General features: G+C 39.9%; 22 protein-coding genes. 7 read left to right on the top strand and 15 right to left on the bottom strand.

Features of this window, described 5'->3' with window-relative positions; translation table 11 throughout:
• Positions 1 to 26: 26 nt before the first annotated feature.
• From J2Z48_RS03595 to J2Z48_RS03560, 8 genes are all read right to left on the bottom strand, one after another.
• Positions 27 to 1,700, bottom strand: a complete 1,674-nt coding sequence (locus tag J2Z48_RS03595) for an ABC transporter substrate-binding protein (protein WP_307251145.1) — start codon at positions 1,698 to 1,700, stop codon at positions 27 to 29.
• Between the two features lie 91 nt (positions 1,701 to 1,791).
• Positions 1,792 to 2,760 carry an ABC transporter ATP-binding protein gene (locus tag J2Z48_RS03590; RefSeq protein ID WP_307251142.1) on the bottom strand — a complete coding sequence of 323 codons (969 nt, stop codon included), beginning with the start codon at positions 2,758 to 2,760 and terminating at the stop codon, positions 1,792 to 1,794.
• Positions 2,753 to 3,745 carry an ABC transporter ATP-binding protein gene (locus J2Z48_RS03585; RefSeq protein WP_370872861.1) on the bottom strand — a complete coding sequence of 331 codons (993 nt, stop codon included), beginning with the start codon at positions 3,743 to 3,745 and terminating at the stop codon, positions 2,753 to 2,755. Before J2Z48_RS03585 ends, J2Z48_RS03590 begins: the two co-directional genes overlap by 8 nt.
• A 320-nt stretch (positions 3,746 to 4,065) precedes the next feature.
• The gene (locus J2Z48_RS03580) at positions 4,066 to 5,712 is read right to left on the bottom strand and encodes a peptide ABC transporter substrate-binding protein (protein WP_307251139.1); all 1,647 of its coding nucleotides are present in this window, start codon (positions 5,710 to 5,712) and stop codon (positions 4,066 to 4,068) included.
• 320 nt (positions 5,713 to 6,032) lie between these two features.
• On the bottom strand, positions 6,033 to 6,395 hold the full coding sequence (locus J2Z48_RS03575; protein WP_307251137.1) for a PqqD family protein: 363 nt from the start codon (positions 6,393 to 6,395) through the stop codon (positions 6,033 to 6,035).
• Between the two features lie 24 nt (positions 6,396 to 6,419).
• Positions 6,420 to 8,348, bottom strand: a complete 1,929-nt coding sequence (locus J2Z48_RS03570; RefSeq protein ID WP_370872860.1) for an OPT family oligopeptide transporter — start codon at positions 8,346 to 8,348, stop codon at positions 6,420 to 6,422.
• A 62-nt stretch (positions 8,349 to 8,410) separates the two neighbouring features.
• Positions 8,411 to 9,508 (bottom strand): YutH/CotS family kinase-like spore coat protein, encoded by a 1,098-nt coding sequence (locus J2Z48_RS03565; RefSeq protein WP_307251132.1) that lies wholly within the window; start codon positions 9,506 to 9,508, stop codon positions 8,411 to 8,413.
• A 66-nt stretch (positions 9,509 to 9,574) separates the two neighbouring features.
• Positions 9,575 to 10,357, bottom strand: coding sequence for an SDR family oxidoreductase (locus tag J2Z48_RS03560; RefSeq protein WP_307251129.1), 783 nt, complete (start codon positions 10,355 to 10,357; stop codon positions 9,575 to 9,577).
• Between the two features lie 85 nt (positions 10,358 to 10,442).
• Here J2Z48_RS03560 and J2Z48_RS03555 point away from each other — a divergent pair, with 85 nt between their 5' ends.
• Positions 10,443 to 10,946, top strand: a complete 504-nt coding sequence (locus J2Z48_RS03555) for a phosphatidylglycerophosphatase A family protein (RefSeq protein ID WP_307251126.1) — start codon at positions 10,443 to 10,445, stop codon at positions 10,944 to 10,946.
• Between the two features lie 49 nt (positions 10,947 to 10,995).
• Here the strand turns inward: J2Z48_RS03555 and J2Z48_RS03550 are convergent, their stop codons facing one another.
• From J2Z48_RS03550 to J2Z48_RS03540, 3 genes are read right to left on the bottom strand one after another with little or no spacing between them, the layout of a single operon-like run.
• Positions 10,996 to 11,970 (bottom strand): MBL fold metallo-hydrolase, encoded by a 975-nt coding sequence (locus J2Z48_RS03550; protein ID WP_307251124.1) that lies wholly within the window; start codon positions 11,968 to 11,970, stop codon positions 10,996 to 10,998.
• A gap of 23 nt (positions 11,971 to 11,993) precedes the next feature.
• Positions 11,994 to 12,764 (bottom strand): 5' nucleotidase NucF, encoded by a 771-nt coding sequence (gene nucF / locus J2Z48_RS03545; RefSeq protein WP_307251122.1) that lies wholly within the window; start codon positions 12,762 to 12,764, stop codon positions 11,994 to 11,996.
• Positions 12,765 to 12,802: 38 nt separating this feature from the next.
• Positions 12,803 to 13,237, bottom strand: a complete 435-nt coding sequence (locus J2Z48_RS03540; RefSeq protein WP_307251119.1) for a DUF86 domain-containing protein — start codon at positions 13,235 to 13,237, stop codon at positions 12,803 to 12,805.
• A gap of 167 nt (positions 13,238 to 13,404) precedes the next feature.
• On the opposite strand from J2Z48_RS03540, the gene J2Z48_RS03535 reads away from it, so the two are divergent.
• Complete coding sequence (locus tag J2Z48_RS03535; protein ID WP_307251117.1) at positions 13,405 to 13,545, top strand: hypothetical protein; 141 nt, start codon at positions 13,405 to 13,407, stop codon at positions 13,543 to 13,545.
• Positions 13,546 to 13,674: 129 nt separating this feature from the next.
• On the opposite strand, the gene J2Z48_RS03530 is transcribed toward J2Z48_RS03535, so the two are convergent.
• Positions 13,675 to 14,262, bottom strand: coding sequence for a prolyl hydroxylase family protein (locus J2Z48_RS03530; protein WP_307251115.1), 588 nt, complete (start codon positions 14,260 to 14,262; stop codon positions 13,675 to 13,677).
• 481 nt (positions 14,263 to 14,743) lie between these two features.
• Here J2Z48_RS03530 and J2Z48_RS03525 point away from each other — a divergent pair, with 481 nt between their 5' ends.
• Entirely contained in the window at positions 14,744 to 14,875 is a 132-nt protein-coding gene (locus tag J2Z48_RS03525; RefSeq protein WP_307251112.1) for a hypothetical protein, read from the top strand.
• A 56-nt stretch (positions 14,876 to 14,931) separates the two neighbouring features.
• Here the strand turns inward: J2Z48_RS03525 and J2Z48_RS03520 are convergent, their stop codons facing one another.
• Complete coding sequence (locus J2Z48_RS03520) at positions 14,932 to 15,354, bottom strand: hypothetical protein (protein ID WP_307251110.1); 423 nt, start codon at positions 15,352 to 15,354, stop codon at positions 14,932 to 14,934.
• A gap of 174 nt (positions 15,355 to 15,528) precedes the next feature.
• Between J2Z48_RS03520 and J2Z48_RS03515 the strand changes: the two genes are divergently transcribed.
• Positions 15,529 to 16,056, top strand: coding sequence for a hypothetical protein (locus J2Z48_RS03515; RefSeq protein ID WP_307251108.1), 528 nt, complete (start codon positions 15,529 to 15,531; stop codon positions 16,054 to 16,056).
• A gap of 292 nt (positions 16,057 to 16,348) precedes the next feature.
• Here the strand turns inward: J2Z48_RS03515 and J2Z48_RS03510 are convergent, their stop codons facing one another.
• Positions 16,349 to 17,746, bottom strand: a complete 1,398-nt coding sequence (locus J2Z48_RS03510; protein WP_307251105.1) for a helix-turn-helix domain-containing protein — start codon at positions 17,744 to 17,746, stop codon at positions 16,349 to 16,351.
• 270 nt (positions 17,747 to 18,016) lie between these two features.
• Here J2Z48_RS03510 and J2Z48_RS03505 point away from each other — a divergent pair, with 270 nt between their 5' ends.
• Together J2Z48_RS03505 and J2Z48_RS03500 are read left to right on the top strand one after the other, a co-directional pair.
• Positions 18,017 to 18,322, top strand: coding sequence for a hypothetical protein (locus J2Z48_RS03505; RefSeq protein ID WP_307251103.1), 306 nt, complete (start codon positions 18,017 to 18,019; stop codon positions 18,320 to 18,322).
• Positions 18,323 to 18,716: 394 nt separating this feature from the next.
• Complete coding sequence (locus tag J2Z48_RS03500) at positions 18,717 to 19,181, top strand: hypothetical protein (RefSeq protein WP_307251100.1); 465 nt, start codon at positions 18,717 to 18,719, stop codon at positions 19,179 to 19,181.
• A 141-nt stretch (positions 19,182 to 19,322) separates the two neighbouring features.
• On the opposite strand, the gene J2Z48_RS03495 is transcribed toward J2Z48_RS03500, so the two are convergent.
• Positions 19,323 to 19,469, bottom strand: a complete 147-nt coding sequence (locus J2Z48_RS03495; RefSeq protein WP_307251098.1) for a hypothetical protein — start codon at positions 19,467 to 19,469, stop codon at positions 19,323 to 19,325.
• Between the two features lie 188 nt (positions 19,470 to 19,657).
• Between J2Z48_RS03495 and J2Z48_RS03490 the strand changes: the two genes are divergently transcribed.
• Positions 19,658 to 20,299, top strand: a complete 642-nt coding sequence (locus tag J2Z48_RS03490; RefSeq protein WP_307251096.1) for a MerR family transcriptional regulator — start codon at positions 19,658 to 19,660, stop codon at positions 20,297 to 20,299.
• Positions 20,300 to 20,345: the final 46 nt, after the last annotated feature.

Below are 20,345 nucleotides of genomic sequence, written 5' to 3'. Positions count from 1 at the left end.
CTTTCATTTTCAAAGCTGTATATCGACTACTTCACATCCCAATCCACGAAGCTTGGATGCCCTAACGCACCACGGTAGTCATACTGCACTCCAGTGATACGTTTGTTGTAAGCATCGATAACATTTTGAGAGTACAATAAAACAACCGGAGAATCTTGTTGGAAGATCTTCGTCCAATCTTTAATCAATGCTTTACGACCTTCCTTAGTAAATGCTTTTTGATCGTACATAGAGACACTGATTGATTTATCACTTTCTGGGCTCTTCCAACGATAGTAGTTAGACTCAGCTGCCGAACCGTAGATGTTTTTAGGGTTTGGATCTACATCCGTTGTCCAACCCATTAACCACATTTCCATCGTTTTATCTGCTTTTTGTTGTACCGTTTCAGCTAGAGCAGCAAAGTCTTTCGGTTGTTTTAGATCAATTTTGATCCCTGCTTTTTCAAGATCTTCACGGATCAACTTAGCCGATTGTTCACGCACTTGATTTCCTTTAGGGAATTCTAAAGAAAGTACATATGGCTTACCAGCTGGATCTTCTACAAAGCCATCTCCATTTGTATCTTTGTAGCCTGCTTCCGCTAGAAGAGCTTTTGCTTTTGCTGGGTCATAGGAATAATCAGCATCCAGATCCTTGCTGTAAGCCCAACTTTTAGGAGAAACTGGAGTGCTGAGCAATGTACCGTGACCTTTTAGAAGACCAGTTACCATTTGTTCACGATTGATTGCATATGCAATGGCACGACGTACTTTTTTGTCTGCAAGTTTCGGATGGTCTGTTCTAAAACCTAGGTATTGATACCCAAGGTCGGTATCTTCCACAAGCTCAACATCCTTAAAGCCTTTAATGGTTTCAAAGCTACTAGGCTTGATCCGCGAAACCATGTCCACTTTTCCTTCTTTTAGTGCCCCAATCGCCACATCTTCCTGAAGCACTTTCCAAACGATTTGATCTAATTTCGGCTTACCTTCCGCAGCACCATAGAAATTTTTGTTTTTCTCAAGTACTACAAACTCTCCAGCCTTAATTTCTTTAATGGTGAAAGGACCACTTGTTACAATATTTTCTGCCTTTTTCACCGCTGGGTCATTCTCAAGTGTTTTGACTGGCTTATTCTCAAAAATGTGTTTCGGCATAGGCGTACTCCACACTTTGGTGCTAAGATCACGAGCATCACTCTTATCGAAGGTAAGTTCTAAGTTGTAGTCGTCTACTCTTTTTATCCCTTCGATCTCCTTGGCTTTTCCTTCGTGATACTCTTTTGCACCCTTGATGGATTCCACATACTCAAAACGGGAACCACTATACTCTTTATCCGCGATAAACTTCCACGTAAAGATCATGTCGTCCACTGTAAGTGGCTTGCCATCTGACCACTTTGCATCCTTACGCAGTTTAATCGTAACCCCATCTTTTTTCTCTGACTCTTTCCAAGACTCAGCCAAGTCAGGGATGCTCGTTTCTAGTTTTTCATCTTGTTTCCACAAGGAAGCAAATGATTGGTCAAGAATATAGGCATCATATATACTGTCATAAAGTGCGGGGTTAAACTTCCCATCAAATGTACTGTTCATCGTTGCTGTAATGGATTTCTTTTTTGCCCCGTCGCCGGAAGATTTACTAGCACAAGCAGTTGCGAATACAGAAAGACCCATCACGACTGCAAGAGAGAGAATACCAATTTTACGTTTCTTCATGCTTTTACAACCTCCTAATTGAATGAAAAAAATAATTTCAAATCTTCCGAAGTCCCTTCGAGGCATCACCCCTTTGATAGATTCTTTTCTACTAATCGTAGAGGTGACACGCTACGTAATGTTCACTTCCTAGATGCATCATCTCTGGGCGCTCCACCTTACAACGATCAAATGCTTTCGGACAACGCGGATGAAACGCACATCCTTGTGGCGGATTAGAGGGACTCGGTACATCTCCCTTTAAAATAATCCGTTCGCGCTTTAGGCGTGGATTCGGGATCGGTACAGCCGAAAGGAGTGCTTGGGTATACGGATGGGCTGGCTTCGTATATAGCTCCTCTTTGGGTGCAATCTCTGCCATGCGACCGAGGTACATAACTCCCACACGATCTGAGATATGACGTACCACACTTAAATCGTGGGCAATAAAAACATAGGCAAGACCAAACTCTTGTTGCAAATCTTCCATCAAATTTACAACTTGCGATTGAATGGAAACATCTAGTGCAGAAACAGGTTCATCTGCAACAATTAATTTGGGTTGTAGAGCAAGCGCTCTAGCGATCCCGATCCGTTGTCTTTGACCACCCGAAAATTCATGTGGATAACGACCACCAAAGTTTTTATTTAATCCAACGGTATCCATAATTTGAAGAACGCGATCCTGACGATCCTTCTTTTCCCCAATGTTATGAATATTGAGAGGCTCCTCAATTAGTTGTTCAACTGTCATCTGTGGATTTAAGGAGGCATATGGATCTTGGAACACCATTTGCAGATCGCGACGAGCTTTTCTCAAAGATTCACCCTTTAAGGTAGCAAGATCGACACCATTAAAAAGAATTTGCCCATCTGTTGGTTCCATCAACCGAAGGAGCGTCCGTCCAGTTGTCGATTTACCACATCCCGATTCTCCTACTAGGCCAAAAGTCTCACCTTTTTTCACATAGAAACTAACTTGGTCAACTGCCTTCACATCACCCACTTTACGTTTGAAGAGACCACCCTTAATAGGGAAATATTTACTTAATTTCTTTACTTCTAATAGGTGGTTACTCATGGCTGAACGTCCCCTTCTCTGGATGATACAGAAAGCATCGTACTTGATGACGATCTCCTACACGATATAAATCAGGTGCATGATCAAAGCAGTGATCCATCGCTTTATCACAGCGTGGTGCAAAACGACAACCGATAGGAAATTCATCTGGGGTTGGTACGTTTCCACGAATGGAGTAAAGTCTTGTTTGATCTGCTTCCAAATTGGGAACTGATTTAAGAAGGCCTTCGGTATAAGGATGGGATGATTTCTCAAAAACATCAAATACACTTGCTTCTTCTACTACTTTTCCTGCATACATAACAACTACACGATCTGCCATCTCAGCCACTACACCGAGATCATGTGTAATCAATAGAATCGATGTCTCGAATTCTGCTTTTACATCCCTCATTAATTCAAGAACTTGCGCTTGAATGGTTACATCAAGAGCAGTAGTAGGCTCATCTGCGATCAATAACTGTGGATCTGTGGACATCGCCATCGCAATCATGACACGTTGACGCATCCCACCAGACAGCTGATGTGGATACTCGTTCATCATATCTTTGGCACGAGCAAAACCAACTAGCTTTAATCGCTCTATCGCACGAGCTTCCGCTTCCTTCTTACTCAACTTATGATGGAGGATAAGCCCTTCTGTCATCTGATCCCCAATTTTGAGCACAGGATTAAGAGAGGTCATAGGCTCTTGAAAGATCATCGCAATTTTATTTCCACGAATTTTACTAATATCTTCAACTGACTTCTTAGTCAGATCATTTCCCTCAAACATGATTTTCCCCTGTGCAACTTTCCCTGTACCTGGCAATAGACCCATGATGGATAGAGAGGTCATACTCTTTCCACAGCCCGATTCTCCTACTAGAGCAAGCGTTTCTCCCTTATTCATAGAGAAACTAATATCATCGACAACCGTAACTGCGCTTTTTGTATTCTCGAATACTGTTTTTAAATTCTCAATTTGAAGTAAAGCCTGTGACAATCCTATCCCTCCAATTCTAAAAGAAAAGAACAAATATGTAATCTAATTAATTAGATATAACAAAATATACAATGCTATATTTCTATTCTGATAAATAATATGAAATATATGATTTATGGAGATTTTTCCCTAATTTAGAAAAAGCATTTCGTTAGATTAACACTAAATCTCCTGCTAATTGTAACAAATTTTATTTGATTTCTTTTTATATTGCAATAGGTCTTACTTATCTTTTAGAAAAAAATTTCTGTTAATTATTTAGATTTACGTAGTTTTGGCAAATTGAATTTTTTGTAACAAAGGGACTTTTTGTATGATATTTACTTAGAAGGTTTACCCACTTGCATCCATTTTAAAGAGTATTCTGGACCATATGGATGATAGACAACACCTTGTACATACGGCTTTTGAAGCCGAGAGATCGCTCTCTGGTACAGTGGGATCACTGCTTTATCCCTATAGGTCAAAATATCTTCAGCCTCCGAAATGAACTTAGCTTGTTTGACTGGATCAATTTCTTCATGAGCTTGGGTTACCAATTGATCGTACTTTGGATTTGAATAACCAGTCGTATTTTCTGTAGCATTTGTTGTAAAAATATCGAGAAATGTAAGTGGGTCATGGTAATACGATTTCCATAAGTTCACTACTAAACCTACTCCCTGTCCCTTCATTTGCTCTCGAATTTCTTTTGCTGGTACTTCATTCATCGTGCAAGAAGGGCACACTTTTTCTTTGAACATCTCACAAACTCTCTTCACCTCTGATTGATCAATGCAAGTAACTTCATCGGATTTTATGGGACTGGTGACATTTCCGTTTTCACTTTTTTTAAGCAAATCATTCCGCTTATAGATAAGGTCAGGCATGATGCTACTACTCTTTACAAATGAAGATTGATCCGTTAACTTCTCAACTGCATACGCATAATAATCCTTTGTATCCCCATTCAGATTAGGGTTTACATACAGATAGTAAATAGTCGCTCTTGGCACTGTCACCACATCACTTTTGATCGTAGCCTCCGCCATTTTGTTACGCATCTGCATGAAATCCACTTCATTCGACACATATTTATTGTCTGAATCCCGATCATCCTTACTACCAAACATAATAAATCCGTTACTCTTAACCGATTGATGATCCCAGTAGTTACTATTTTTCACTGCTACTAGTTTATGTAACGTAAAAGATTCCAACTGAAAAGGGCCGTTGGAAACTAATGTTTTTATGTCACTTCCAAATACATCGCGGTACTTCTCATATAGATCTTTTCGTTGTGGAAACATAGCGCTATTGGTAGTCAATGATAAAAAGTTTTGATCTGGCTTGACTAATGTTACTGTCAACTTATCTCCTGAAGCCACAACCCCTTGTTCTATCTTCCCTTCTTTATAGCCTTTTATATTTTTAAATAGATAACCATTTTTAGAATTTTTAGTGTCCACTGCTCTCGTCCAAGCAAAGGTAAAATCTTCTGCTATGACCGGTCGACCATCACTCCACTTCGCATCTTTTCGAAGCGTAAACGTATACGTTTTATAGTCTGGACTCACTTCCACTTTTTCAGCCATACCGTAAGATGGCTTGCTATCCTTATCTAGTCTCATGAGCCCTTCCATGATATTATTTAACACATTTTGGGCACTTTGATCGTTCACTAACGCACTGTCTAAATTGCGCAGCTCTCCCGTCTCCACGATCCGCAACATATCCGGAATCTGCGGCGGCATCTCCGTTAGAACAGAGGAATTATCGGCTCCTTTTTCCATAGCAAAAAAGCTGGTGTAAACCAAAACAATCATAACTGCAATCACAGCTAACTTACCTAGTTGATAATAGTGTTCCCTAGGCTCTTTTTCATTCCATTTGTTGACAAAAGCTTGTTTTAATTTCTCTAACCCTTTATATGAAATGGATTTACCTATTTTTGTTATGGTTTGAATGATCCGTTTAAACCGTGCCATATATCCTTCCTCCTCATTTGTCTGGAATGGATAGCTTATACTTTTTCATTATAATATAAATTTTTTGAATATGAAATAGAGCAAACTACATTCCTACCGAAATGACACTTTCATTCAACTCTAATCAACAAAAGTATGTCAATCAAATTTTTCGGGTGAGATAGTAGCTCATCAGTATATAATCTGTATACATTTTGTATCAATCGATCACCACCTCTTAATTATTTTGTAATTTTATATATTTTTAGTTGGAGTATGCTTTGCACATAAACTATAAAACCATGTCTCATTTCAGACATGGTTTTATAGTTTTTCCCTTTTTATACAAAGTGAATCCATCCATTCACTTCCACAATCTCAAGAAATTTAGCCAGACGCGGAAGTATCGGTTCCGCTTCTTCTCCAAAGTGGTTCATCAAGTCATCGCTAATCTGCTGAACGGTTTGCATTCCTTCACATCTTTGGATCACGAAGCTCCCTAGTGGATCTAATTGCACTTTTATCACTAAAGGCTGTTTTAGAAAGCGAATGGAAAACCGCTCGATCCAGCTCATCCTTGGCAACAATACTTTACACAAGCTCTGGTTTTCTTCGTTTTTCTCAATCTGAAAATGGCTTCGTAAAAGCGGCTTCATCTCAAGAAGATTACGAGCTGATTGCTTCCTCTGAGTACGTTGTAACATGGTATACTCCTATCTTGATTGGTACTAGGTAGTAGGTTTCTCTTTGGACTTAAATCGAACAGCGATCCATAGGAGTGAGATTGCTAATAGAGAGAAAATAGTAACTGGCATCCAGTTATTGTCGAACGCAAGTGGTTTATCAGGATCGATTACTTTCGGCACGATTAACAATGCGATCACCACACTAATCAAAGCCTCACCTGCAATTAAACCAGAAGCAAATAATGTCCCTACTTCCTCCCGTTTACGTCGAATCCTTTCATCTTTCGCAAAGGCTTCGGACAACCAGCGGATGATCCCACCCACCATGATTGGTGAACTAATTGACAGAGGGAGATAAAACCCAACTGCAACCGTAAGCGAATTTAAGCCTAAAAATTCGATCGCAATCGCCAGACTAATCCCCATAAAGATAAGGTCCCATGGTAAATTTCCACCCATAATTCCTTCCACGATGATGCGCATTAATACTGCCTTAACTGCGGGCAATTCTGTTCCACCTAACCCATAAGTGGAATCAAATAAAGTTAATACATACCCGATTAATAATCCACTCGCTAAAACCCCAATCATCATCGCAAGTTGTTGTTTCCAAGGGGTTCCACCAACTAGATATCCTGTTTTTAAATCTTGAGAGATATCTCCTGCGACTGCTATGGCTACACACACAATAGCCGCCACCACTAATGCCGCTACACTCCCTTCCGTTCCAGAAAATCCTACAGCTTTATATAAAATGGTCACGATTAACAAAGTAGCGATCGTCATTCCCGAAACAGGCATAGAGGAACTTCCCACAATCCCCACAATTCGGGATGCCACCGCTACAAATAAGAAGCCGAAGATCGCAATGGCAATCGCACCTAGAACACCTACATTAGTCACAGGCGTAAAAGCGATGATCAATATTAAAATTAATACACCAATACCAATATATTTATAGGAAAGATCCTGATCCGTTCGTTCTAAGGTACCGTCTTGATTCTGGGTACGAAGGCTTACTATCGTATCCCTTACAGATTTAATCAATAGAGGAAGCGTCTTAAGTAAGGTGATTAATCCACCTGTCGCTACCGCACCTGCACCAATGTATCGAATGTAGTTTGAATAGATCCCACCGGCATCAATCGTACTAATCGGCGCAGTAGCTGGGAAGAATGAAGTGGGACTTCCTGTGGTAAAAAAAGCAATCATCGGGATAAAAACAACCGATGCAAACAAGCCACCTGCCATCATTTGACCTGCAATTCGGGGTCCAATAATATAGCCGACTCCTAATAAGGAAGGCATGATATCCATCCCTAAAGTGGCCCCCTTATAGCCAGCGATAGCGGTTCCTACCGAGCTTTTGACCCAGCGAAGTCCATCCAATACCTTTACAAGTCCACCAATCATAAATCCAGCAAGGATTAAGATAGCGCTACTACCACCCCGCTCGCCAGACTTTAGCACTTCTGCACAAGCAGTCCCTTCAGGATAGGGAAGCGTCTCATGTTCATTTACAATTAACAGTCGGCGTAATGGAATCATCATGAAAACACCTAAAAATCCACCTGTTAACGTGATAAATGCAACCATTCCCTGTGAAGGAGTTAGTTTCATGAGATATAAAGCGGGAATCGTAAAGATAGCTCCAGCCGCTACTGCCTCACCCGCAGTGGTCATCGTTTGGACAATATTGTTTTCTAGAATCGATTCTCGACGGAATATTCCTCTTAATATCGCCATCGAAATCACGGCAGCAGGAATAGAGGCAGTGACGGTTAGTCCTATCTTTAGCCCCAGGTATGCGTTAGCTGCACCGAAAACAATTGCCAATATAACTCCTAATATAACGGATACAATTGTGATCTCAGGCAGAGAACGCGAAGCAGGTATATAGGGAATAAATTTCGATTCGCGTTTCAAAGAAAATCTCCTACCTTCTTTTTTATGTATCCTTACATTGCCCATTTCCTTTATAAAATATAAAACAACACCCCCTAATAGGATGCTGTTTTATGATCAACGAATATTTATAAATGTACCCAATATAGTGTCGGTACCTTTTTATTAAATTCCTGTTTCATCATCTCGACGTACCAGCTGGCGAAGGCAATTTTTTTACTCGTAACTTCTTTTGCTTCCGTGAGCTTTTTACACGCCGTGGTTTCAAAGTAAATTTGTTCCTCAAAAATCTGCTTGCACTCAAATAAATAATGATCTGGATAGATGAGTCGTGAATAAATCAAAGCATGTTCTTCTTCTTCAATGGGGTGAATCCGATCATATTGCTTGATAATTCGGGTAATTAATTCTTTGCTTCCAGTAGAACGATACGCGGTTAGTAGCCAATCGCCCACATCTTTCGTTCTTACCTGACAGCTAAGTTGATTCCAATCAATTAGTTGAGCCTTATGATCCTCTCTTCGAATCCAATTCTTCCGCGTACAGTTATTATGACAAAGCTTTCCGTTCACCCTGCTCTGTTCCCGAACTGCTGGGCCTGAGATCTTTTCATCATACTCTTGAATCGATTCCAGCAAGCTCTGATAGTAGGTTCCCATCCTTGATAAAGTAAGGTCTACTTGGCTCGGAATCTCCGTCCATTTGGCGGCAAGGGTATAAATTTCGTGTTTATATGCTTCTTCTTTTTGAATCCCGGATGGATCTGCCCATTTCATCTTTTTTTTCTTTTCTGGCTCCCATGCTGCACTCTGTTTATGAAAAGAAGCTAATTGTACTGTAGAATCCAGCCAATCTTGCTCATGATTCCAGGACATGCTTTCCCCTTGAATCCAAGGATAAATCACATAGTTCCGAGCAAATCCCGTTAAGACATGTTTTTCATTTTTAAGAGAGCTCAGGGGTACCGGAATTTCCATAACGCGATCCGATAACGACTCCATCCATGGCGCTACTTGGATCAGCAGTTTATAACTATCTAGTTCACTTTTCTTAATTCGTTTACATCCATACGGACCTTGATCTGTCTCCAGATAGATTACACCTGATATGGGCCTAGCTGAGAGCACCTGAAAACCATAGTGATATTCCAGTAATTGCGTAAAATGAATTTCTCCTGTCCACTGGTTTAGTTGCTCTGCTACCTCTTTCGAATCTTGTGAAAGCATGTACCTTCACCTCTACTTCTTCATTCACTTATGCCCATATTGTATGTAAAGAAACGTAGACTGTGCTTACTGAATGGAAGTAATTTGCTTTTTAGAGCGCGGATGGATGACATCAAGCCCTCCCGTCACATTCAAAACACTCCCTGTCATGAAGTCAGATTGTTCTTGTAGTAAAAAATGTACAATCCTCGCTACATCTTCTCCCGATCCAGGTCTACCACGCGGAGTTTCGTCATCCGAGATGGTAATCACTTGTTCACGAGTCATCTCTTTATATTCTCCAATAATATCTCCCGGACTTACCATATTAGCCGTAATCCCGTACACCGCTTCCTCTACAGCTATGCTTTTCATAAACGAAACCAAGCCTGTTTTCGCAGCTGCATACACAGATCGATCCGGCCATGCGGGAGCCTCTGAAACACGACCAAATCCAAAATAAATCAGCCGACCAAATTGCTCTTCTCTCATGATCGGGATCATTTCACGCGTCAACCATAAGCTACTCATAAAATTTCCTTGAATTAATTCCTCTATTTCCTCAGCAGAATGATCGGCAAATAATTTTCGCTCTCGCAAGAACGGTCCCACAGCATGTACCAATGCATGAATCCCACCAAAATCACGTTTTACTTCTTGTACCAACGATGTAACTTCTTGACGATTCGTCACGTCCGCTTGATAAAAACAGACTTGTTGTCCGGTCTGATCGGATAGCTCGTTTGCATAGGAAACCCCTTGATCATAAGACCTCGCCGCAATCGCAACATTCCAGCCAGATTCTGCAAGCAACCTCGATATCATTCTCCCGATTCCTTTGTTACCGCCTGTAATGAGTAATGTTTTCATGTAAAATCCGCCTTTCCTTCCTAACTAACATAATTCCCACATCTTCGGTAAACCTATCAACTGAAGAGAAAATGGAGTGTGATATATGGATCATCAACCAATCCCTGCTTCGGCAAAAGAGGTTCATCAAACGACGATTGAATGGATTCACCGGCGTGGAATCAATGAATCACAGATCGCCGAACTTACATTTTATTTACAGAAGGATTTTTTTCCAGATCTAACATTAGAAGAGTGCCTTACCAATGTAGAAAAAGTACTCGAAAAAAGAGAAGTTCAAAATGCAGTTTTAACCGGAATCCAGCTAGACATTCTGGCTGAAGCAGGCAGTTTGCTTGAACCGTTACAAGATATGATTGTTCGAGATGAAGGCTTGTATGGCATCGATGAGGTATTGTCGATAGCTATTTTAAATGTTTATGGAAGCATCGGCTTAACGAACTATGGTTACATTGATCGAGTAAAGCCGGGGATCCTAGCCAAATTAAATTGCAAAACAGATGGTGAGATTCACACATTTCTCGATGATTTGGCTGGTGCGATTGCAGCCGCTGCAGCTTCTCGAATTGCTCATAATCGGAAGCAGTAACTAGGTAAAGGTCATCTCATATGTAAGGAGATGACCTTTCCATTTGCTACTACCGAGCCGGAACATAAAAGTACCGTTTCCCCGCACGTTCTACTTCTAATTGTTGATTATTTCGCAGGTATTCCAAATGGGCCAATGTTTCCGATAATGCAAAGCGAATATTATGAATTGATAAGTCTTTACCAAAAACATGATCACATACTTCAGTAGCAGAGACACGCCCTTCTGTCTCAACAAAGTCTTGCATAAGCTTCAGCCGGCCCTCATGATGACGGCGAATTTGTTCAATTCGTTCCTGATAATTTTCAAACATAGGACCATGAGAAGAAAAGACTCTCTTTACAGGTAACGATTCCATTTTCTCAAGTGTTTTCATATACGATTGCAGAGGGTTCTTATCACAATTAGGCCACATGCTAATATTGGGCGTTATACGCGGAAGTAAGAAATCGCCCCCAATTAGCCATTCACGCTCCGGGTCATAGAAACTAAGATGACCGTCCGCATGTCCCGGTGTATGGATTACTTTATATGTACGATCTCCTAACTGAATCTTCGAACCCGCACGGAGAAATGTTGGATTTGGATGTGGTTCGATCCATGGGATAAAACTGGCTAGATGCTCGGGAATTTGTCTTACCACGCTTTCATCTAAGCCGTGTCTCCTGAAAGCACTTGCGAGATCTTGTGCCATCTTGCTATCCCGATCCCAGAAAAGCCTGGCTTGCTGAAAGTCAACTTGTGAGATATGAACAGGGATTCCGCCTGCTAGTTGTTGGATTCTCCCCGCTAATCCATAATGGTCGGGATGATAGTGGGTGAGGACGATTTTATCCAGATCACTCCACGTAATCCCTAGCTCCTCCATCACCGACTCCCACACCGTAAAATCTTGCTCTATATTTAAGCCCGTATCCACGATCGTAACGCCATTCTCCCCCATAAATAGATACGCCTTTATCTCTTTCAAAGCAAAAGGCAATGGCAGAGGTACTTCTACAATATCTTCCCAACGATTCAACAAATGAACTCCCTCCTATTTCTCCTCTAGATCTCCCATTTATCTAAATAATCCACTACAAAAGTAGGTGTTATGTTGTATTTTTCTACATCCTGTCTGGAATGAACACCCGTTGTAACCATCAATGTATCGACACCACCACGCACACCCGTTAAGATATCCGTCTCCAAATTATCGCCCACAATTAAGGTCTCATCTGGTTTGGTATGAAGAAGATCCATCGCATACTGCAAAATAATCGTCTCCGGCTTTCCAATCACAATAGGCTTGGTATCACTGGCATGCGAGATCGCAATATTAATCGTCCCACTACCCGGAAGATATCCCTCTTCTGTAGGTAAAACTCGGTCCACATTGGTCGCGATATAGGTAGCACCATCTTGAATCGCAAGACTCGCTCTTTTCAATTTCTCATAGTCAAAAGAGCGATCGATCCCAGCTACCACTACATCTGGCTCATGATCTGTCACAGTCATCCCAACTTCTATCAGCGCATGACGTAAGCCTTCTTCGCCTACCACAAGCACCTTCGATCCTGGATAATTCTTTTGTACATACTGTGCGGTTGCCAGAGCAGATGTGTACACTTGTTCAGGCGTGGCAGGAAGCCCAAAGCCCCTTAGATGCTTTGCAACTTGCTCTGGAAGACGAGAAGAGTTATTCGTTAGATACAGATAGGGGATGTTTTGTTCCACTAATCGTTTCATAAAGTGGACAGCCCCTGGAATGACCTCAATCCCGCGGTATAACGTACCATCTAAGTCAATCAAATATCCTTGATAACGTTTCTGATTCATCCTGATTACTCCTATCGAACTAACGTGCTCCAATTCTACTACTCGATATTTCCTTTTTCTCTTTCTGCCTGCAAGAATGTTTGAACTTGATGGTCAAATTGAATCATCATTTCGCATTGCTCTGTAAAAACAGCAAGCTCACTTGCTTGAACCGCTGTATAATGTCGTACCAAGCGATCACGTAACAAAATCCACTGCTTCCATACAGAACCTACCGAGGACTGTATCACTTGTTCATCTTCCATAATGTCTACGATATCGAGATAGCCACCTGGATCACGCATGATAAAGTCATCAATGATCGTATTTCCTACATCAATCATGCACTCTACCGCTAGATGAGCCGCTCGCTCTACTGCAAATCGCTCCATCGTGCCTTGACTCCCTAGTTGTAATCCCGAAGCCATCGAATAACAGACTCGTAACATGTCTAACTGCTCTTGGATTTTTGAGAGGTTTAGTTTGTATAACATAGTATCCCTTTCCCTTGTTCACTCATATCAATTCCATTATAAACGATTCAGTCACATCGAAACCACACTAGGAAAATTGCAACTTTGCGTAGTACAAAATCAACACGTTAATCTATAAAATATGAAATATAGTAATCATACATGTTTTATTTAAAGAGGTGAAAGAAATGCGTAAATTCTTCGTGGGAGCAATGGTTGCACTTTCTCTATTTGCAACGAGCGCACATGCAATGGATGCAACAACAGGCAACAAAGCTGGAGACAACGAATGTATGGTACTCCGTAACGGTATGCTATGGTGCACATAGTCAATCGCTAATATCCTTATGAATCAAACAAAAAGCAGGTCTATTGTTAGTCGTTGTACTAACTAGTAGACCTGCTTTTTACATAAGCGGATAGTGAACCAAGAATAAAAAACTAAATTCAAATCATTTTTAGCGTTCCCTTTCGCAAAACCATAGAGTTGCGATCCATTTTTCCCCTTTCTCTAATACACTGGATCCATGAAGAGAATGAGGATGAGGATTATTAGTTCCACTGTAACAATTCTCAAAAACCAGCAAATTTCCTTCTGTTGGAGTAATATTTAGATCAAGGTGAGGAAAGAATGTTTGTCCACCTTCTAATGTAGTATTTAAATATAGAATGGCTGTATAAAGACGTTGACCTCCAAGTGAGTAGAAATATTTGCCTCCCTCAGAGTTTAGATTATAACAATCTACATGTTGATCAAATTTCCCTCCGACTAGATACCTCGCCGCCTGTAAATGCTCTGCATGGTTCAAAGGCTGATCAATAGTCTCTGCAATCCGATTACAGAGGCTATAAATGGTTCCACAATTAAAGTGTCCTATCCAAGCAACATCAGATGTCCGTGATTCCGAATATCCGTCTTGTGATTGCGCTGGTGCCAGCCTTTCTTTGGCAAGATTTATGACGTATTGGCACTCTTCGTGTGACCAAAACCTCTCATACAGACCTACAAAAGGTTCCGTAGATAATGTAACGGTTGGTTCTTTCAAGTATAGTCCCCCTCACTGAAAGTCGGTTTTCCTTGATAAACCCTAATAGACATATTATTCAATTATATTAATAACTATTCAATTGATACTATTTCGCGACTATTTAGCGAGGTCATGTTAAAAGCCAATCGTTAAGGGACTGCTTATGTGAAGATATTATTTATTAGCGTCTCGATCTTGATGATTAGTAAAAGCATGTGGGATTACTTTACATAAAATCAGAATCGACTAGGGCATGTATCTACCCACAGCTCCATTTGGATGATACATGCCCTAACTCTACTCCAATTCATTAGATTCTATCATTCTTATTTAACTTAATTTTCTAATATGTTTCTGATATTTAAATGAGGGAACTACTCACATGTGTGTAAAACAATTCATTCTTTCATGAGGTGATCCAGATGAAACAAATCATGTTTACCTACCATTCCCTATCTCTTCAAAATAACCGCTACAAACAACATAAGGAGGAATTTTTGTGACTATCTTAGCGAAACTAAAGTCATTCTTTGAATGCAATGACTTCATGATTCACAAGCCAAAGAAAACGTTAAATGTGACGCATTCTCAAGATTTTATCGAAGTCATGTTAAATCGTAACATTCGATAATCTATCAAACAAAAGCATCCCTAGCTAATCCGTCACTAGAGATGCTTTTTTCCATTTCAAGAACTTGCTCCCCGCACATACCCCTTCACACGATAGGAAGAAGAACCATCCGTGATATCAATTCTATATGTACCCGGTCTCATCCCGTCAAAGACCGTTGCGTAACAATCCTCTGAACCGGCAAAAAGATGATTTGATGTACAAGCTCCTGTTTCGGTATTACATAATCGTACTTTTAGCGTTTTACCGTCAACCCGCTTTCCACCCATAGTAGTAGGTCCTCGCCCATCCTTTGCTCCTAGATTAATCTCCACATTCCCCTTCGACCGAGTCGTAATGATCGATTCCCCATCCCACTTGCCATCTTCCGTCTCAAAGTAAGTCCAATTAAATTCGTTTGCACTTACAATCCCTTTCATTCCAAATAACATAACCATAACTAAGCTAAGCGACCCTAGCATAGATAGCGCTTTTTTCATGAAGATACCTCCTTATATGAATAGTTATAAAGTCGTACCTTCATTTCCTACTTGATAATGGATTAAGAAAAAATTCGTGTGTCGTTTCAGGATAGTATGCAATTTAATGTAGTAAAAATATAAATATATATATGATAATGTTGGTTTTATGTTTTTTATAAAGGAGACAAATCAATGAAGTCAAAACGTCTGATAGCAGGAATGATCGCTTGTAGTGCCATATTAACCGGGACAGAACTAACTCTCCCTTCATTTACATATGCGCACGATACTACAGAAGTATCCCCTTCACAAATTTCCACTATGGGTTATACTGTGGTATCGAATGCCATAACAGAAAACTGTAATCTGAATTTATTTAATGACCATTTCGCTCAATTTACTGCTACCCATACTTCTAGGGTACGTATCAAAATTGCCACCAGCCATGTAGACTATGACAAAATTAAAAGCTTCCTCTCTTCTTGGGGTTTAATGAGAGTGGATGAGACAGTGGACATGCCTAACTACTTAGTTCCTGTTATGCCAGATCGCAACATAAAAAATGGAGAATCAGTCGAATTTTTCGCCACCGTACTAGCAGGTAAGAAGTATGTGTTCTCTGCTACCAACTGGACAGGCGATCAAATGAATGGAATCCAACCTACCCCTATTAACGCCACCATTACGGTTGACTACATTCAACCCAATCCATCAAAATAGTCGGGCGATCATATAAAAGTCAATGGGATATCAAATAATTGTGATTGGCTTTGAAAGTGACCATTTTGGTAGATTAACACAGGGCAGACAACCCGACATGTTGGATGACACATCGGAAATCAGCTTGGTTTGGTAAACTTCTCCTAACGGGGATTGTATACTCTCCTGATTGGAAAACACTATTTCTAACTAAACCTCCTCCAATATTAATAAAAATGAAAAACAACCCAGCTCACTAAGAGTTGGGTTGTACGTGTTTCCTATTTATATATCAGTTAGGTGGGTCGCTAATTTAAACTCCTCTGATCGTTTCGACTTGATGAGTCATTAATGCTCTATCTCTCTTCAACAAACGAATGGATAGCTCTTGGAATTCTTCTATTACTTTTTGATAATCGGGTAATTTGTTCCTCTTACAAATATCGCTCATATTCAGTAAAACGGTAAATGTCAGAGTCCCGAAATTATATTCTTTTGATATGGATCGTGCTTCTATGAGATGTTTATATGCTTCCATATCTTTGTTTTGCATGACTAGGCTTTGGCTTAATGATATAAGAGACTTCACTAAGCGTTGAACATCCTTATATTCGCGAGCTAACTGGACAGCCTTAACCAATGTAGATTGACCTAGCTTCAATTTTCCACATTCGCAATGTACAACACCTAAATGAGTGTGTGTTTTGATCGCTAAATGCTTTCTTTTTATCTTACCTTCTAGTTTTAATGCTGATTGATAACATAGTTCAGCATTTACCATTAATCCTTTTTGAGCATAGCTTTCACCTAAAGAAGACCAGAGGTCAAATGCATGGTCATATAATCCATCCACACGAGCAAGGAATAAGCCTTCTTGCACATAATGAATGGCTTCATCATACCTTCCTAGCTTGTTTAACAACTCGATTCGAATAAGCAACAAGTTTAACCATGCGTCACCGCTTCGTATACTAGAGCTCCCTCGCTCGCAAACAGATTCAACTAGCAATAATGCTTCAACATCTCGGTTTAACCTTTCAAGTATAATGGCTTTATTAATCCACAAATTGTATTGAATGTGGTGACGCTTGCTATCAGGATTAAATGCTTCGATTCCGAGATCTACATAAGCTAAAGCTTCGTCTAAATAGTTTTGGCGCAGATAAACTCTTGCCATGCCATTCAAACAGGCTGACTTCAGGTTTTCCTCGTCTATATTTTCAATAGATGAATTGATGATCTGGACTACTGTCCCATATTGTTCTAATGCAGAATTCCATTTTCTCTTTTTCTCATAATACTTTCCTCTTAGATAATATGGAAATAAAACAAGCAAGCTTTCTTTTATACCTTCTAGTTTGCTGTACTCTTCGAATTGTCTCAAGTCTTCAATCCCTTGTTCTAAATCCATTAAATCTATATCGTACTCTATAGCCATCAACTGAAGGCGTGTATCTGCTTTGTCGATGACTGGCTGAATGGTATGGTGGGCTGAAAACTCATCTATACTCATCCCATAGTAACTACATAGCTTTTCTAAATAGACTTTATTTGTCTTGCATACACCCTTCTCTATCTTGCTAATGGTCGAATTCGCGATGCCAATTTCATCTGACAGCTCCAATTGACTTATCTCCCTAGCTTTCCTTTCATTCTTAAACATTGCACCTAACTCAGCAGTAACGAAAATAGAATTGGTACTATTCCCCATTTCATCAATCATCCTTAAGAAAATTTTTTGGTTGAAACTCTATTTAAATAGTCATTTTCCTATCAAAAGCAAACTTGAAATAACATTTTTGATAAATAAATATACACATTCCACTAAAAGTTAGGGAAAGTTATTTCAAAATAAAATAGAAGTTAAATACCACGAAATGAAAATTAAACATTTTAAATTTTTGATACAAAAAACATATCCTAGTACACTAAGTTTGTGCAGTAAATGATTGCGAAAAACTTGAGAAAGAGAGGGACAAACATGCTACGGTTTCATATCAAAGCCAAGTCTTTAGAAGCCTTAAAATGTTCTAGATTAGCTTTAAAGCAAGTGTTTGACCTGGAAGAACGTCGGACGACCAAATTACCTGACGAAACTACGGAAGCAGTCTATGTTGCTATACGTAGAAAAACAGAGCAAACACTTGTTATCACAACTGACACGAAAGTGAAGATTTATCTACCAAACATCACATGGAAAAAATTCAAAATGGACAACAACACCATTTTTTATGGACGTGGGTATGATATTTTTTCGATTAGACTTGTTTTTCCCTCACTTATCTAATTTCGACATTTATTTACTTATCACCTGTTCTCAGGCTTTACCTCTCCATCATTTTTTGTAATTGGACTAGGAGGAGGCACGACTTTAATGTACAGACTGTTTGTAGGCGATCCACCTTTAGAAGCAGGAATCTAGTTGCTTCATGTATGGGGTCTATCCTTACGGTATTTTCATTGGTTGCTTCATTATGTAAATACGAGGGATGTAGAAGAGTTACAGTAGCTCATCCTTCGTATTTTTTTATTCAATTTAAAAGGAATTTTGAAAGAGATGAAAAAATTTATCTTAAAAAAGGTCCATTGGATTTAAATCCCGGAACAGCCATGCAAATAGCAGATGCTATAAAGTGGGCTATCAATGTCTTTTTATTCTAGTCTTATAAGAGGTGAAGTAATTGAACGAATATGAACGTCGACTGAAAGAACTGGAAGATGCCAAAAAAAATTACGTCCAAGAACCTGCAAGTGAATTGGACCTCTTAAAAGAAGAAGTGGCTCAATTACGAGAAATGGTTGAATTCTTGTCCTTCTCAAAGGTGACAAATGAAAAGTACGCTTTTTGGGATTGGTGTGTCCAAAATAACATTTTTGGAGATACACGAACACGTTTGGGAATCGTTAAATCAGTTCTAGTTGATCGCCTTACAGGTAAAGAACCTTTATTTGTAAAGAAGAATATTCCTGGGGTATCTATGGACATTCTATACAGCAAAAATCCTCCTACCTATCAAGAAGCAAAGCAATTGCTTATGGAAGCACTTGACACACGAAACGAAGAGACGGTCGAAGAGCTCTTCCGAGCATTACACCGTCAAGGAATATTCCAAGATTTGACCGCCTTGTACCCACATCAGCTTTAAATGGACTTTCAGGCTACTACGAGGGATGTAGCCTACTTGAATGGCTCATCCTTCGTATTTTTTATTCACTAATAGGGAAAAAAACCTAATCAACAAAAGACATATAAAGCAAAAAGAGAGATCCACCTACCATGATGATCATCACACAATACCAAAAAATCCGGAGCCATTTGGGCAGTTGCTTAGGTTAACACTTTTGTTAGGTAAACCTTCAATTTTTTGGTAATGGTCGATAGCACTATTGAATGGGGTCCCTTCTATATCCACTTTATGATCTTCCTTATTCATTTTAGCTTTCTCCCTTCATCTTTGTAGGTAAACTTCATTTCTCCCACCGATCCACCGTTTCCTGCTTCAGCTCAGGAGGTAAAAGTTCAACTTTCCTGTCAACTATTGACTTCCTTTGTCAACAAGGAGGATTCCTATTTTTCAAAGAGAAATGATACCTAACAAGAAAAATGTTAGGAGGATCTTCATTGATCAATCAAAAGGAATTCCTCACTACTCGGGAAGTTTCGGAGCACCTCCAGGTCCATGCGAGGACGATTCGTAAGTGGATTGATGTATTTGAAGACTATATTGGTCCCGATCTAAATGAGCGTGGACACTATATCCTATCTGAAGATAGTTTAGAGCGATTAATGGACATTAAAGAGCGGCTTGCGGTGCCGAATCAGTCGATGAAGCAGGTTCGTGAAGATCTTAAATTTGAGGGGAAGTTATCGATGCCAGCACCCGCTGCCTCTGTCTCACAAGAGGATGTCGCTTTTTTACCAATTGTTACACAAGAGAAGACGATGCAGAAGGTCATGTCAACCATGAATCAGATGGGTGATTTGATGGAAGAGTTATTTGAGCGGATGGATCGTATGGAAGACCATATGTATACCATATTTGAGACATTTGAAGATATGGAGCACAAGTTAGTCTCACTGAATCTAGACCGCGTATCGGGGAATGATGTTCATCAGATGTTCGATGAGATCCGGAAGAAGCAAGATCAACTAAAGCTTGAACTTCGAAATGTTCATTTTACACAGAAGTTATCTGCCGCGGCTAGTGAACAACCGGTGGTGCCAAAGAGGCAGAAGAAAGGCAAATTTCTCTTTTTCTTCTAAGGCTTGCAAACTTCGATTCCTACGGTATAATGGGGCAGAATCCACA

Origin of the sequence: Croceifilum oryzae (genome assembly GCF_030814315.1) — a bacterium.
Lineage (GTDB): Bacteria > Bacillota > Bacilli > Thermoactinomycetales > Thermoactinomycetaceae > Baia > Baia oryzae.
The sequence above is the reverse complement of the archived record's forward strand: the minus strand, read 5'-3'. Positions and strand labels throughout refer to the sequence as shown.